This is a genomic window from Natrinema sp. 74 (genome assembly GCF_046097095.1).
GTDB lineage: Archaea > Halobacteriota > Halobacteria > Halobacteriales > Natrialbaceae > Natrinema.
On record NZ_CP175698.1, the window covers coordinates 1,368,683 to 1,382,391 of the forward strand.

The window sequence follows — 13,709 nt, forward strand, 5'->3', positions numbered from 1 at the left end:
GCTCGAGACGGGACCTCCGGACGAGTCGGTTCCTGTCAGTGCAAACGGCTCGAGACGAGAGGTCACACCGACGCCGAAATCGGTCAGACACTCGGCCCGACAGTGGTGACGGGGACGGGTGCCTCGCGGACGACGCGCTGGGAGACGCTCCCGACGACGTTGCGCTCGTACTCGTCGCCGCTGGTTCCCATGACGATCAGATCGACATCGCCGGCCGCGGCGTAGTCGACGATACACTCGGCCGGGTGACCGGTGTCGACCGCGGTCGTCGTTTCGACGCCGCGGTCGGCCGCGCGGGTCGCCGCCTCGTCGACCGCCTCGTTGGCGGTCGCCTCGAGGTCGTTACGGACGTGCTCGACGCGGTCGTCGTCGAGGACGAGGAAGGCGCGATCGTCGACGACGGAGAAGACGTGGAGGGTCGCCTCTCTGGTGGCTGCGACGTCGATCGCGTGCTCGGCGACGGTCGCCGCGTGGTCGCTGCCGTCCGTGGGAAACAGGATCGTCTCGTACATCGCTGTCTAGATATCTCTCGAGCGGACGGAAAAGAATGGGTGCTCCGTTCTCTCCCGGTGAAAATTCGACGCGGCGTGCACTCGTCGGTCGCGACCGGTCAGATGCCCGGAATGCCGAGCGCGTCGGGCGTGACGAGACCCATCACCGCGAAGGCGTAGACGATCGCGACCGCGACGATCCAGGCGACGAAGCCGATCGCGACGGCCGACCCCCAGCCGCCGGGGTAGCGCCAGTTGATGATGCCGACCCAGATGATCAACATGAGCAGGACGCCCAAAATCGGGATCCACCCGACGAAGAAACTCGTCACTGCCCAGGCGACCGCGCCGATCAACGCGGTCACCGTGGCGTTTGCGAAGCCGGCGTCCCTGTCCAGAACCAGTCGCGCGCCCGCGAGGATGGCGATCGTCCCCACGAGCAGGCTTAGGACGAAGATCAGGACGGAGTCCGCGACGGCCATGTCAGGGTTTCCAGCTTAGTTCGATCTCGATCGTCTCGCGATTCCCCCGGAGCATCGAGGAGCGTTCGACGACTTCGACCGACAGGTCGACGTTCTGGGGTGGGTTGAGCGATACGTTCTTGTTCCCGACCGAGATGGAGACCTGCTCGTCGCCCCGCTCGAACTCCGTCGCGAGGCCCTGCAGATACGCTGCAAGTTCCTCTCGTGGCAGTGTTTCGTCGGCCGTCGTCCGTTGCGCCATGCGGGAATATGCCAGTCGTGCCCGCAAAAGTATGGGCAGCGAACGCCGTCACAACGCACTGTTACCCGCTCGAACGGCGCCGTAACGTTCAACTGATCGAAACCGAGACCAGATCGACCTAAAACAGGTTCGCCTGCTGATAGACCGAGATCCCATCGCCGGTGATCTCATAGGGCTTTTTCTCCCGGGAGTGGTTCGCGTCGCGGATCTTCTGGATCTCGATCGCCAGCCGCGTCTCCCGGAAGTCGTCCGGGCGGACGTATTGCAGGACGAAGACGGCGTCCGTGAGGTACTCGACGATGCCGTATCGCGAGGCGTACGGCGTCTCCGGTGCGGCCTCGCTCGTCAACAGCGCGGTGACGCCTGCCTCCTTTAGGCTCCGGGCGAAATCGTAGATTTCGTTGCGCCGCTTCGCTCGGTCCTCGTACATCATCTCGAGCAGGGAGACCGAGTCCAGGACGAGCCGAGACGCGCCGAACTCCTCGACGAGCGCGGGGAGTTCGTTGCGGATCGACGCCAGGCTGTTGGCCATCTCGATCGGGTCGACGTCGACGACCGCCAGCCGGCCTTCCGAAACGTACTCGTCGAAGGCGTACCCCTTCTCGGTCGCGCTGTTAATCACTCGCTCGCGGCTCTCCTCTAAGGTGATACAGACGCCGCGTTCGCCCTGCTCGAGACCGCAGTTGAGAAACTGGAGTCCGAAGGTGGTCTTGCCGGTGCCAGCGCTGCCCATGGCGACGATCAGCGAGCGTTCCGGGACGCCGCCCTGTATCATCCGATCGAGCCCGTCAATCCCGAGATCGAGACGAGGGAGTTCCGAGTCGAGCTCCTCGTCGAAGTCAGGGTCGTCGCCCCCCAGCACGAAGTCGAGATCGTCGAACCCGTCCGGACCGGCGGCCGGGGGCGCATCGTCACCGCCGGCACCGGCCGACGGTACGTCGACGTCCTGAAGCGCCGAGCCGAAATCATCCTCGAACAGCGACTCCTCCGCCGAATCGACATCGGTTTCGCCCTCATCGGGGTCGGCACTCGAGTCGGTCGCCTCAGGGTCGGCGGGCTCGTCGTCGCCCTCCTCGTCGAGTGCGCGTTCGAACCAGTCGTCGGCGTCGTCGCTCACGGCGACCACCCGCAGACCGTCACCGGATCCGCCCGAAATCGGACCGAGTGCCGCGGAGAGATGCAGCTGTCGACACCGCTGCGACGCGACGGGGGACTGGTCGAGTGGACGGACGCCATGCTGGTCACCGCGACGGGGTCGTCGCGAGAGTACACGTGTCCGGAGTCATTCCAGCCCGATTAACCTTGTTGCCGTCGGCGGACAAGCGTGGCTTTTTGACGACGGGGCGGGTAGCCGCCGTCGATGGACGTCGCCGTCGGAATCGTCGCCCAGCGCGACAACGAGCGTGCACAGGAACTCGCCGGGAGCCTCGTCGACGCCCTCGAGCGCGAGGGTGCCGGTGTCGTCGTCGACGAGGCAACCGGCGGGGCGATCGGGGCGACCGCCGTGCCGGTCGACGCGATGGCCGGTCGTGATCTCGTCGTGAGCATCGGCGGTGACGGCACGCTGCTGTTCGTCGCCCGAGAGGTCGGCTCGACGCCGATTCTCGGGGTTAATCTCGGCGAGGTCGGCTTTCTCAACGCCGTCGCCCCCGCCGACGCGCTCGGCGTCGTCACCGACGTCGTCACCGACATCGCGGAGACGGGTGCCGTCGGGGGACGCGAACTGGCGCGGCTGCGAGCGATGGGCGTCGACGACGACTGGACGCTCGAGCCGGCGCTCAACGAAGTCGTCATCCACGGGCCGCGACGGGGCCACGGCGGCGGCGCAACGATCGAGGTCCGCGTCGACGGCGAGGAGTACGTCGAGAGCCACGCCGACGGCGTCCTCGTGGCCACGCCGACGGGGTCGACGGCCTACAACTTAAGCGAGGGCGGGCCGCTGGTCCACCCGACGGCCGACGCGCTGATCGTCACCCAGATGGCCGCCACCGAGGCGATGCCGCCGCTGATCGTCGAACCAGATACCGAACTCACGCTCACCGTCACCGGCTCCGACACCGCCTACGCGATCAGCGACGGCCGGAATCGAGTCGAACTCGAGCCGCCCGCGACGGTGTCGGTCTCGCTGGCGGCCGATCCCGTCACGCTCGTCGGGCCACAGGCGAACTTCTTCGACGGACTCGACAAACTCGAGTAGGAGTAGGATTATCGGCGGCCGCCGGCGTCGCCGTTACCGCCGTCGACGAGTCGCTCTATGTGCTCGGGAGGGACCGCGCCGCGGGCGACGCGGCCGTCCGAGACGAACGTCGGCACACCGGTGACGCCCGTCTGCTGGGCCTCGGCAAAGCGGTCCTCGAGTTCCGACCGAAGATTCTCGTCCGCGATCGCGTCGCGGATCTCGTCGGCCGGCAGATCGACGTCGTCGGCGAGATCGGCGAGTACGTCGGCGTCGCCGATATCGCGCCCGTCCTGCCAGAGCGCGGTGTAGATCGCCTCGTCGAACGCCTCCCACTGCTCTGGGTAGTCCTCTTTGACGTACCACGAAGCGACCTGCGCGTCGAACGAGTCGACCTCAGACACCATTTCTTGAGCCATCTCGACGCCGTACTCCTTTTGCAGCCGGCGGACGTTCTGTTTGGCCTGCTCGTAGTACCCCTCGTCTTTCCCGTCGTCGGCGTCGTGATCGATCGAGCCGTCGGGGTTTCGCTTCCCCCGGCGGAGATCGAACGGACGCCACTCGACGTCAAGCGGGGCGTCGCGATCCTCGCGGTACTGCTCGAGCGAGCGCGTCCCGAGATAACAGAACGGACAGACGTAGTCGGCATAAACCGTGATCCGATCACTCGTCGTCGCGATGTCGTCGGCGTCGGTGTCAGCGTCAGCCATAGCCCCGCTAGGAATCTGAGACTGAAAAGTCGCCGCCCACCGGCAGACGGGTCGGGGAACGGGCCGCGACGGGTGACAGACATGGACCGCAAACGCGGACGACGCGCGATCAGCGCTCCGAACCGGTGGCCGCCACACCAGCCCCGTCGGCGTCGGCTTCCGTCACGTCCGGCAGGTTCGGGTCCCGATACGGGTTACGGCCGTAGGCCGGCAACTCGTCCTCGAGTTGCTCCTTCAGGACGCGGCGCAGCCGGTTCAGGCTCGTCGTGTCGAGGCCGTAATCGGCCGCGAGGCGCTTGAACGTCTCCTCGTCAGTGATATCGTGGGCCCGATACTGAGCGAACAGCTCCTCCATTCGATCGGCAGAGAGCGCCTGGGCGTCGATGTCGTCGAGCCCGAAGTACTGCTGGCGGTCGACGTCGACGACGTGACGGACCACCACTAGTGCGACCTTCTCGATAGCGCGCTGGCTGCCGAACTCGGTGAGATCGATCTCGTCCATGACGCCGAGTGCCAGATCGCGCTGCCACGGCGTCACTTCGAGGGCGTTGCAAAGCGCCTGCGTCGTCCGCAGCCGGTCCAAGTGATGGGCGCGCTCGCTGTAGCCCGGCGTCGCCGCGTGCTGTTCGTCGTGGAGGCGGCGCACGCTCTCGGAGAGGTCCGCGTCGGCCGACTCCGCGCGGCCGATGACCGTCGCGCTCGGCGTGACGACGCCCCAGCGTCGGACCGTCGAATCGCGCTGGACGTCCGCCCGCGAGAGCGAGCCGGAACCGGGCCGCGTCTCGAGGCGGCGCTCGCGTTCGGGGCCGTACTCGACGCCGTCCGCGGCGGCCGCGTCCCCCGCCGGGAAGCGATCTGGGTCGGCACCGTCGTCTTGCATCGTCTGTCGCTCAGAGAGGGAGAGTGAAAAAGGCTCGCTCCGACCGCGATGCATTTCACTCGGCCTGACACAGATGCTATCGGGAGTTACAGACGAGTCGAACGATGGCCGTCGCTATCGCTTCTCGTTCGGAGACGGAGTCGCGAAAAGCCCTTCGTAGCTTCACCGTGTGACCAGAGGGACATAAAGAATCGCGCGGCGACCGGGCCGACGCGGCTATCGAACGGCCGCGATCAGGTCGTCGACGAACTCGTCCAAGCGGGCGGTATCAGGACCGTCGCGGGCGTGGGTCGCGGGGTCGACCTCCAGGGGCGGGTGCGCGAACTCGCGGCCGACGGCGTCGCCGATCCGGGCCGCCCCCTCGCCCGCCCGCTTGCGCTCGAGGAGGGCTCGAGCGCGTTCGATCCGGTCAGCGTCGAAGACGGCGGGGGCCTGCTCGCGCAGGAATCGGTCGAACGCGAGCGCGGGTAGATCGTGGTCGCCGCGCTCGCCGGTCGCTTTGAGATAGCGCGCGGCCATGGCCGCGCGACAGATCGTGAGGTTTCGTTTGACGGTCGGCTTCGTCTGGGTTTCCGTGAACCGCTCGTCGTCAGCCGCGACCGTCGTCGTGCCGTCGTCGGTCGCGACGAGGTACGAATCGTCGTCCGCCTCGAGGATCGGAAACAGTTCGTCGTCGCTGCGGACCAGGTGGTGAGAGACGTACTTCCGATAGTTGCTCGTCGCGATCCCGCGCCATGCGTGATACAGGTCGATCGGATTGTACGTCCGCTCGACGTAGTCGGCGAGCTCGGCGGGATCGTAGCCGACGCGGTAGCGGATCGGACTCCGCAAGAGATCGATCGCGCCGTCGTTCGAGTCGGCGAGCAGACCCGCGAACGTCCGCACGTCCCAGCCCTGGTACTCGAACGCGCCGCGGTCCTCGACGATGGTTTCGGGCGGCTGCTCGAGGTGAGCGTACCGGCGAAGATCCGTCGGCACGTAGACGAACCCCACGTCGTAGTCGCTATCGGGACTCGCCGCGCCCCAGGCGTGGCTGCCGCGGGCAACCGCCAGCGTGACCGCGACGTGGCGGTCGCGTTCGATCGCCGTCAGATGCTCGTCGATGGTCTCGTGGACGTGTTCCGGGACGGTGGGCATGGCTGTTGCTCGAGGAACACGGAACGAAAACCCGAGAATGCCGGGTGACGAATGCCCTTCGTAGCTTTACCTTGTGGCCAGAAGTACTTAAAGAACGGCGGGACTCGAGGGCGAACGGCGCTCGGTTGGCCCCGGAATCGTCGTGACCACCGACGGATGCGTGGCCGTCGCTATCGGATGTCGATCCTCGAGAACGATGGCACCCTCGTCATAGCTCTGCCTTGTAACCAGAGGGACGTAAAGAACGGCGAGCAGTGCTCGCGCATTCGGGGAGCACGAACCGAGCACGTACTCCGTGGTCGCGGCAACACTGAAAACTGAACAGGGCGGCGATCGACCCGGACGCGGCGCTACATAGGTCGAGACTGACTCGAGAAGCGTCCGGTCTCCCGTCGTATCTTCACCTTGTGATGAGAAGCACTTAAACGCGAGCACGGACGAGGCAGCGATCCGCCGGCTCGCCAGTGTCGTCGCTCTGGAACGTGGCAGGCCGAGAACGACGATCTCCCGTCATATCTTTATCTTGTGACCAGTGGGACGTAAAGGGTCGACGGCTCGAGTCACTCCGAGTTGGTGTCAAACTACCACTATTATAGGTGACGGCGACGATTGAGAGCACGATGTCAGCGGTCCGATCCGTGCTGCTCGAGTGGGACTGGAACCGAGTCGCCAGGGTCGTCGTCTCCGGGCTGGCGGTCTTTCTCGCGCTCCGTCTCACGGACGGCTTCGTCACAGGACTGGGGGCGACGTTCCTCTTTCTGGCCGTGTTCACCGTTCCGTGGGAGATAGCGGACCGACTCCTCGATCGGTCGCACGATTCGTGAATTAGTCGCACGGCCTCGAGCGAGCGACGGCGTCGCTGTCGGACGACCGATCGGAAGTAGGCCAAATGCACGGCTGGAGAAGCGAGCGCCGGAGAACGACGACTTCCCGTCATAGCTCCACCTTATGACTAGAGGAACTTAAAGAAACGACGGCTCAAGTCGGTCGACGCCGGACGCAACGCTGGCGAACGTGAGTCGATCGAGAAGCGTCCGGTCTCCCGTCGTAGCTTCACCTTGTGATCAGAAGTACTTAAATGCGGATCGGAGACTGGTGTGATAGTCCACTGAGCACGGACACCGTCGCTAGTGAATCATGAGAACTCGAGAACGACGACTTCCCGTCATAGCTCTACCTTGTGATCAGAGGCACTTAAACAAACGACGGCTTGACCAGACCGACTCGGCGACGAGAACGGGACGACGCAAGCGACTCCCGGTTCCGAAAGGTTGAATCGCCCGCTGCCCTGAATGCGGTCAATGAGTCATCAGCTGCCGGACGTGCAGGCGACGTCGCCCGACATCACCGTGGGTCTGAGCCGGGTCGGCGTCACCGGCGTCGACAAGCTCGTCAAACTCGCCCGCGAGGGGGAGCGACCGATCGTGCTCACCGCCGAGTTCGAGGTCTTCGTCGATCTGCCCGCCTGGCGCAAAGGCGCGGACATGAGCCGCAACATGGAGGTCATCGACGAGATCCTGGAGGATGCGACCCGCGAGGAGGCCTACAGCGTCGAGGAGGTCTGTGGCGAGGCCGCCGAACGGCTACTCGAGAAACACGACTATACCTCGAAGGCGGAGGTCTCGATGGAGGCGGAGTTCATGCGCCGCGAGCAGACGCCGGCGAGCGACCGAGAGACCCAACACATGGTCGACATCGTCGCGTCGGCGACGGCGACCGAAGACGGCACCCGCGAGGAGATCGGCGCGCAGGTCACCGGAATGACCGTCTGTCCGTGCTCACAGGGGATGTCCGCCGCCCGCGCAAAACAGACGCTCGAGGAGCTAGGCGTCGAAGAGGAGACGATCACGACGTTCCTCGACGAAGTCCCCCAGCCGGGTCACTCCCAGCGGGGCCACGCGACGCTGACCGTCGAATCGAACGGCGATCCCGCAGTCGATCTGAACGATATCATCGACATCGCCCGGGACTCGATGAGCGCGCGGATTTACAACCTCGCGAAGCGACCCGACGAGGATCACATGACCTACGAGGCCCACGCCGACGCGAAGTTCGTCGAGGACTGTGTACGTGCGTTAGCCGAGGGCGTCGTCGACGAGTTCGGCCACCTGCCCGACGACGCGGTGATCACGATGAGCCAGTCCAACGACGAGTCGATTCACCAGCACAACGCCCACGCCGAGCGCGTCGTCGAGATGGGGGCGCTGCGCGAGGAGATCGAGGACTAAAACTCGAGCGACTCCGCTTCCTCCCACCGCGGGACGAACTCCTCGTGGACGTTGGCGGCAAACTCCGGATCCTTGAGATCGATCATGCCGAAGGCCTCGCCCGACGAGAGCGGGTTCGGCACCTGGATACAGATCTCGACGCCGTCGATGATGTCGAACGAGCCCGAGATATCGTTGTTCGTCCGGACGTCGAAGTCATCGCGCTGCTGTAACGTCTCGCGGTAGCGCTCCCCGACCGCTTCGGACATCGAGGAGACCATCTCGCGGGACATCAAGAGATCGACCGAGACGCCCCGATCGAGGGCGTCCTCGAGTTGTGCGGTGACCTCCTCGCTGACCGACTGCATGTCCCACTGGGGAGACGGATCCGCCGAGACCATCACGATGTCGCGGTCGGCGGCCGCGAGCCGCTCTAACAGGAGGTCGATCGTCTCCTCGGGGCCGACGGCGGCGGTCCAGAACTGTTCTTCGACCGGTTCGGCCGCGTCGAGTTCGTCGGCCAAGTTGTCGACGATCGACTCGTACTGGTCGGCCTTCTCCTCGAGTTCGCGTTTCTTGTCCTCGAGCAGCCGATCGAGGGCCGTCGTGGGCTCGACGGCGACGTACTTCTTCGGCCGGCTCGCGGTCTGACTCCGAACGAGATTGTACTGCTCGATGCTGTTTAGCACGTCGTAAATCCGCCCCATCGGCACGTCGCTCGCACGCGACAACTCTTTGGCCGTTGTGGGGCCGGTGTTGAGCAGCGATCGATAGGCTCGAGCTTCGTATTCGGAGAGCCCGAGATCCCTGAGACTGGCCATGTCGGGAACTGACCTACCGAAGAAACATAAACGCTGTGGTAGTTTGGCGCGGTATCGGGGACGGCCGGCTCGCGGCCGAACGTCAGTCGAGAACGGTCTGGACGCGCTCGCTCAACTCACCGGGAGTTTCAGCGCCATCTGATATGCGGTCGCCGCGTTCGACGCGCGCCGTGCCCGCCTCGAGGTCATCAGCGTCGGGAACGACGACCTTCTCGTGGTCGGCCATCCGGAGCGCCGCGCGGTGGAGGTCCGACCCGGGCTCGGCGGCGAGCCGGATCGCCAGCGGCCCCTCGAGCAGCCGGGAGACCGCCGTCGCATAGCGGGCGATCTGGACGCCGAAGCGCTCATTTGCGCCGGCGAAGGCCTCGAGCGTCTCTCGTGCGCGCTCGCGGTAGCGGTCCTCGCCGGTAAGCGCGGCGAGTTCGAGCGAGGCGTCGGCGAACGCGACGTTCGAGTCCAGCGGCCGCAGCGGCCGGTCACAGAGACCGACGCCCGCGGCGGGGCCGTCGAGGAACGAGTCCTCGTCGTGGAGCCGATCGATCGTCGCGTCGGCGACCGCCGTCGCGTCCTCGAGAACGTCCGTCTCGAGGGTGCTCGCGGCCGTCGTCAGCGCGGCCAGCGCGCGCGCCTGATTCGCGAGGAGCGGAGTCGGCTCGTCGTCGTCGGTCTCGAGTCCGTGAACGACGACGCCGTCGGCGAGCAGGTCAGCACGGAGGGTCTCAAGTGCGCGTTCGGCGTACCGGCGGGCGCGCTCGTCGTCGGTGTACGCGGAGTAGGTCAGCAGGCCCTCGATCGCCAGCGCGTTCGGGCCGGCCAAGACGCCGTCGTCGACCGGCGGCTCGGCGGCGGCCGCCCGATCGGTCGCGTCGAGGCTGTGAGCGTCGTCCTCGCCGGGGGCCTGGCTGTTCGCGAAGGCGTCGGCCTCGTCGTTCCACAGCGTCGTCGTCAGATACTCGACCGCGCGCTCTGCGGGTTCGCGATACTCGTCCTTGCCAGTCACCAGATATGCGTTCGCAAACGCGCGGACGAGCGCGCCGTTGGAATCGAGCAGTTTCTCGCGCTGGAGGCCCGACCAGTCGCGTTCGGTCGCGAAGCGGTAGAAACCGCCGTCGTACTCGTCTAACAGGTTCGCACTGACCGCGTCGTAGGAGCGCAGCGCCATCTCCCGATCGCGCTTTAACGCGAACTCGAGGGCGTCGGGCAGCGGGAACTTCGGGCTCTGGCCCCAGCCGCCGGCGACCTCGTCGTAGGTGTCGGTGAGATGGCCGAGCATCCCCCGTTCGATCTCGGCGGTTAGCTCGCCGGCCGGTGGGTTGTCCTCTCGAAGCGGGCGGGGGACTCGCGCCGCGCCGCTGCCTTTCGTCTGCCACATGGTCCGGACGCTATCGAGGACCTGACGCATTCCGTCGGGACCGAGATAGCCCGCGCCGGTCAGGACCTCTCCGGTGGGCGCGAGAAAGACCGTCGACGGGAACCCGCCCATATTGTACCGATCGCGGACGCGCGGGTGACGATCGACGTCGACCCGCACGGGCACGAAACTATCGTTGATGTTGGCCGCGATACGGGGCTCTGCGTACGTTTCGGCGTCCATCTCGTGGCAGTGATCACACCACGTCGCGGTCAATGAGAGCAAGACGGGAGTGTCGGCCTCCGACGCCTCGTCGAACGCGTCTTGACCCCACTCGCGCCACTCGACGCGGGTCGTGTCGTTCATACCGGAGCGACGGGAGTCGCGGGCGTAAGCCCTTCGTTCGCCCGTAAGGCCAAACGTTCGGACGGCCTCGAGTCGCGGACGAGTGCCGGAAGCGGCCTGCAGATGGAGTCGGAAGCGGCCGCGATTCCGTTGTCGCGTTGAGAGTAAAGGATTTTCACCCTTCGGGCGCTAGTTGGGGTATGCTCCGGTGGATCTTCGCGCTGTTGCTCATTCCGTTTCTCGACGCCGTGTTGCTCGCGGTCGTCGTCAGCCAGACGAGTTACGTCGGCTGGGTCGGAATGGTGTTGCTCGTCGTTCTGACGGGCCTGATCGGGATGTTGCTCGTCCGTGCGGAAGGCCGACGGACGATCGGGAAGATGCAGCGATCGCTGGCCGCGGGCAAGCCACCGACCAACGAACTGCTCGATGGCGGCTTGCTGATCGCCGCCGGAGCGTTCCTACTGACCCCCGGGCTGGTGACCGACGCCATCGGATTCCTGCTTGCGATTCCGGTAACGCGGATTCCGATTCGCGCGGCGCTCAAGCGCTTCGTGATCGTCCCCTACGCGGACAAGAAGACGGGCGGGTTCGCAAGCGGCAACGTCTGGACGTTCGGCTTCCCCGATCAGGGCGGGGCCGGCGGGGCGGATTCGAGCGACGGTGGTACCTACGACCTCGGCGATGACGCTTACAGCGTCGACGGAGAGGATTCGTATACGATCGACTTCGGTGACGACCGGACGGACGACGCGGACGACGACCGGGACGACGATCCCTTCGCCCGGTAGCGGTTCCCACGGTCCCGAAAGAAAGAAACGCTTAAACGTCCCACCGAGCAACTATCGAATGCGAAGCGGGCCAATAGCTCAATTAGGTTGAGCGCCACTCTGATAAGGTGGAGGCTCTCGGTTCAAATCCGAGTTGGCCCATTTCTGGCGACCAACTACGTCATGAGTCCCACGTACAGCTCATAAGGAGGTGACTCGATGGAAGTCGCATAGTCGTGAACAAAGCGAATGAGGCCGGTTTCCGTCGATCCGGACTCGAGTCGGCTCGTCGTTTTCAGTGCGTGACTCCGTGAGCCGAGCGTCGAGAACGCAGCCACAGCCAGAACGAGTCGTCCTGTAGAGCGACCCGTCCGATCGGGGCGGGGAACGGGCCGGTCAGGGAACGAGCGCGAACAACAACGGGCGTTGAAAGACGAGGAGCACGACGTTGTGGCTCGCAAAGAGGGCGTACAGGACGACGATTGCGGTCACGAAGCCAACGTCGAGTGGCCGCGAGAGAACGTTACCGATCGCGACCACGAAGCCGGCGTAGATGAGGGCGGCGAGAACGACGCCGGCGACCCCGAACAGCTCGTGTAGAAAGACCGTGACGGGATTCAGTTCGGACGCGTACGGGACGGAGAAGAACAGGATCGTCGCGACGAGGTCGACGAACCAGACGCCGAAAAACGCGGCGCGTAGCCTGATCGTCCCCGGAGGATCTACTCGGCGCTCGAACGAGGGTTCGTGACCCATACCGAAAATGAAGCGTCCGTCGTGGATAGGCGTGCTACTTGCTGATTATGGCCGCGAGGATCGATATGTTGTCTCCACGGAGACAGTGAAACGACCCGACGCTCGGAGCCGGTGACCGAAAGCGACGCGGCCATCGACCGGTCAGCGTCTTTGCCGGTTTCCGATGCCATCGCGAGCAGTTACATCCGAAGATACGTCTCTCGAGTAGACAGCCATTACATAATAATACGGTACTATATAGCGATTATACTATTGCCACTCAGGACACAGTCTGAAACGCATAAATATGGGAGTTATACGGCCAAATATGACTTTCTCTGAGATCCCCTCGTCACCGCCGGGACGATCAGAGAACTGATGGAGGAGGTATTCTACTGAGCCGCAAACGCGCCGAGAAAAGCGCTGAAAGTCGTTTCGTCGGATATGGTGCGATTACCGAGGAGCGAACGCTAAACAGCGAGATAGAATAACCTATCTGATTTGCATTCATCATCCGAACCAGATATATAACATTCTTAGACGTACTGCGGAGAGGCGAGGACTATACGTCGAAAGGCACCCATAACAACGGTACGACTGTTACGGGTTTCCGGCGCTGACTCGTCGCTCGCGACACCCGGACGCTCGCTTACGGACCAAATCGCTACGAATCGTCACACGCGCACCCACCGGCCTCGAGCAGCGTGGCGATATCGTATTGTCGGCCACACTCCTCACAGAGGACCCGTACGTCAGCGAGGACGCGGTGAGAGCCGAGTTGTAAACGATCGGTGTCGCACAGGCGGTCGAGTTTGCTCTCGGTGACGGCGACCGTCCGCTGGCGGAGTCCTTCGATCGCACTCACGTCGGTCGCTCGCGCGTCGTCGTCTTCTGGAAGCGTGGCATTTCGGTAGCCGGTGAGGTACGATCTGATCGCGCCGTAGGAAACGAATTCGTCGGTGATCGCCTCCACGTCGACGCCCGCCCGCTCGAGCCGTCGAGTAGCTGCGGTCCGTTCGCCGCGGCTTCCCGCCTCACCGTTTAAGAGGGCATAGAGCCGGCTGACGTCGTCGGTGATCGTCTCGACATCGGCGTCCGTAAGAGCGGCCCGGAGGAGCCGTTCGTTAAACGAGTCGGCGAGGGCTCGCAGACTCGTTCGGTCCTCGGGATGAGTCCACTGTGCCTCGAGGTCATCGCCGACGCCCTCGAGGTCGTACTTCCGGATCAGCCGCAGTACTTTCGGGTCCGGCCCCGGCCCCGTCGGTCGCTCGGTCATCGTGTGAAAATGCGACTGGTTCGGGAAAGTGATTGCGGAGATCGGCGGCAGAAATCCGCGATACGAAACGAGTCGTTCGGGTTTCGGGTC

16 protein-coding genes and 1 tRNA gene are annotated in these 13,709 nt (G+C 64.8%); 6 read left to right on the forward strand and 11 right to left on the reverse strand.

Translation table 11 applies throughout. From position 1 onward, the window contains the following. Positions 1-83: 83 nt before the first annotated feature. The 4 genes from ACJ70B_RS06905 to ACJ70B_RS06920 form a co-directional block, all read right to left on the reverse strand. On the reverse strand, positions 84-512 hold the full coding sequence (locus tag ACJ70B_RS06905) for a universal stress protein (protein WP_408959670.1): 429 nt from the start codon (positions 510-512) through the stop codon (positions 84-86). 98 nt (positions 513-610) lie between these two features. Further along, positions 611-973, reverse strand: coding sequence for a hypothetical protein (locus ACJ70B_RS06910; protein ID WP_408959671.1), 363 nt, complete (start codon positions 971-973; stop codon positions 611-613). A gap of 1 nt (position 974) precedes the next feature. Then, complete coding sequence (locus ACJ70B_RS06915) at positions 975-1,214, reverse strand: amphi-Trp domain-containing protein (protein ID WP_408959672.1); 240 nt, start codon at positions 1,212-1,214, stop codon at positions 975-977. Positions 1,215-1,332: 118 nt separating this feature from the next. Further along, positions 1,333-2,370, reverse strand: a complete 1,038-nt coding sequence (locus ACJ70B_RS06920; protein WP_408960085.1) for a KaiC domain-containing protein — start codon at positions 2,368-2,370, stop codon at positions 1,333-1,335. Positions 2,371-2,391: 21 nt separating this feature from the next. Between ACJ70B_RS06920 and ACJ70B_RS06925 the strand changes: the two genes are divergently transcribed. After that, entirely contained in the window at positions 2,392-2,514 is a 123-nt protein-coding gene (locus tag ACJ70B_RS06925; protein ID WP_408959673.1) for a hypothetical protein, read from the forward strand. Between the two features lie 60 nt (positions 2,515-2,574). Continuing rightward, positions 2,575-3,411, forward strand: a complete 837-nt coding sequence (locus ACJ70B_RS06930) for an NAD(+)/NADH kinase (RefSeq protein ID WP_408959674.1) — start codon at positions 2,575-2,577, stop codon at positions 3,409-3,411. 8 nt (positions 3,412-3,419) lie between these two features. Here the strand turns inward: ACJ70B_RS06930 and ACJ70B_RS06935 are convergent, their stop codons facing one another. The 3 genes from ACJ70B_RS06935 to ACJ70B_RS06945 form a co-directional block, all read right to left on the reverse strand. Continuing rightward, positions 3,420-4,100, reverse strand: a complete 681-nt coding sequence (locus ACJ70B_RS06935; RefSeq protein WP_408959675.1) for a DsbA family protein — start codon at positions 4,098-4,100, stop codon at positions 3,420-3,422. Positions 4,101-4,209: 109 nt separating this feature from the next. Continuing rightward, positions 4,210-4,980, reverse strand: coding sequence for a DNA-directed RNA polymerase subunit epsilon (locus tag ACJ70B_RS06940; protein WP_408959676.1), 771 nt, complete (start codon positions 4,978-4,980; stop codon positions 4,210-4,212). Between the two features lie 216 nt (positions 4,981-5,196). Then, a complete protein-coding gene (locus tag ACJ70B_RS06945) occupies positions 5,197-6,117 on the reverse strand; it encodes a DNA polymerase beta superfamily protein (protein ID WP_408959677.1) in 921 nt (306 codons plus the stop codon). A 620-nt stretch (positions 6,118-6,737) separates the two neighbouring features. Here ACJ70B_RS06945 and ACJ70B_RS06950 point away from each other — a divergent pair. Together ACJ70B_RS06950 and mptA are read left to right on the forward strand one after the other, a co-directional pair. Then, positions 6,738-6,941 carry a hypothetical protein gene (locus ACJ70B_RS06950; RefSeq protein ID WP_408959678.1) on the forward strand — a complete coding sequence of 68 codons (204 nt, stop codon included), beginning with the start codon at positions 6,738-6,740 and terminating at the stop codon, positions 6,939-6,941. Positions 6,942-7,418: 477 nt separating this feature from the next. Beyond that, positions 7,419-8,345 (forward strand): GTP cyclohydrolase MptA, encoded by a 927-nt coding sequence (gene mptA, locus ACJ70B_RS06955; RefSeq protein ID WP_408959679.1) that lies wholly within the window; start codon positions 7,419-7,421, stop codon positions 8,343-8,345. Here mptA and ACJ70B_RS06960 read toward each other — a convergent pair. After that, on the reverse strand, positions 8,342-9,145 hold the full coding sequence (locus tag ACJ70B_RS06960; protein ID WP_408959680.1) for a TrmB family transcriptional regulator: 804 nt from the start codon (positions 9,143-9,145) through the stop codon (positions 8,342-8,344). The two genes, mptA and ACJ70B_RS06960, sit on opposite strands and share 4 nt — an antisense overlap. A gap of 82 nt (positions 9,146-9,227) precedes the next feature. Further along, entirely contained in the window at positions 9,228-10,862 is a 1,635-nt protein-coding gene (locus tag ACJ70B_RS06965; RefSeq protein ID WP_408959681.1) for a DUF255 domain-containing protein, read from the reverse strand. Positions 10,863-11,041: 179 nt separating this feature from the next. Between ACJ70B_RS06965 and ACJ70B_RS06970 the strand changes: the two genes are divergently transcribed. Further along, positions 11,042-11,629, forward strand: coding sequence for an FxsA family protein (locus ACJ70B_RS06970; RefSeq protein ID WP_408959682.1), 588 nt, complete (start codon positions 11,042-11,044; stop codon positions 11,627-11,629). A 67-nt stretch (positions 11,630-11,696) separates the two neighbouring features. Continuing rightward, positions 11,697-11,770 (forward strand) — tRNA-Ile (locus ACJ70B_RS06975). A gap of 234 nt (positions 11,771-12,004) precedes the next feature. Here ACJ70B_RS06975 and ACJ70B_RS06980 read toward each other — a convergent pair. Beyond that, on the reverse strand, positions 12,005-12,364 hold the full coding sequence (locus ACJ70B_RS06980) for a hypothetical protein (protein ID WP_408959683.1): 360 nt from the start codon (positions 12,362-12,364) through the stop codon (positions 12,005-12,007). 643 nt (positions 12,365-13,007) lie between these two features. Beyond that, the gene (rdfA, locus tag ACJ70B_RS06985; RefSeq protein ID WP_408959684.1) at positions 13,008-13,619 is read right to left on the reverse strand and encodes a rod-determining factor RdfA; all 612 of its coding nucleotides are present in this window, start codon (positions 13,617-13,619) and stop codon (positions 13,008-13,010) included. Between the last annotated feature and the right edge of the window lie 90 nt (positions 13,620-13,709).

Coding starts and splice junctions, on each gene's coding strand:
- ACJ70B_RS06905 (WP_408959670.1), bottom strand. CDS start 512: ATGTACGAGACGATCCTGTTTCCCACGGACGGCAGCGACCACGCGGCG.
- ACJ70B_RS06910 (WP_408959671.1), bottom strand. CDS start 973: ATGGCCGTCGCGGACTCCGTCCTGATCTTCGTCCTAAGCCTGCTCGTG.
- ACJ70B_RS06915 (WP_408959672.1), bottom strand. CDS start 1,214: ATGGCGCAACGGACGACGGCCGACGAAACACTGCCACGAGAGGAACTT.
- ACJ70B_RS06925 (WP_408959673.1), top strand. CDS start 2,392: ATGCAGCTGTCGACACCGCTGCGACGCGACGGGGGACTGGTCGAGTGG.
- ACJ70B_RS06930 (WP_408959674.1), top strand. CDS start 2,575: ATGGACGTCGCCGTCGGAATCGTCGCCCAGCGCGACAACGAGCGTGCA.
- ACJ70B_RS06935 (WP_408959675.1), bottom strand. CDS start 4,100: ATGGCTGACGCTGACACCGACGCCGACGACATCGCGACGACGAGTGAT.
- ACJ70B_RS06940 (WP_408959676.1), bottom strand. CDS start 4,980: ATGCAAGACGACGGTGCCGACCCAGATCGCTTCCCGGCGGGGGACGCG.
- ACJ70B_RS06945 (WP_408959677.1), bottom strand. CDS start 6,117: ATGCCCACCGTCCCGGAACACGTCCACGAGACCATCGACGAGCATCTG.
- ACJ70B_RS06950 (WP_408959678.1), top strand. CDS start 6,738: ATGTCAGCGGTCCGATCCGTGCTGCTCGAGTGGGACTGGAACCGAGTC.
- mptA (WP_408959679.1), top strand. CDS start 7,419: ATGAGTCATCAGCTGCCGGACGTGCAGGCGACGTCGCCCGACATCACC.
- ACJ70B_RS06960 (WP_408959680.1), bottom strand. CDS start 9,145: ATGGCCAGTCTCAGGGATCTCGGGCTCTCCGAATACGAAGCTCGAGCC.
- ACJ70B_RS06965 (WP_408959681.1), bottom strand. CDS start 10,862: ATGAACGACACGACCCGCGTCGAGTGGCGCGAGTGGGGTCAAGACGCG.
- ACJ70B_RS06970 (WP_408959682.1), top strand. CDS start 11,042: ATGCTCCGGTGGATCTTCGCGCTGTTGCTCATTCCGTTTCTCGACGCC.
- ACJ70B_RS06980 (WP_408959683.1), bottom strand. CDS start 12,364: ATGGGTCACGAACCCTCGTTCGAGCGCCGAGTAGATCCTCCGGGGACG.
- rdfA (WP_408959684.1), bottom strand. CDS start 13,619: ATGACCGAGCGACCGACGGGGCCGGGGCCGGACCCGAAAGTACTGCGG.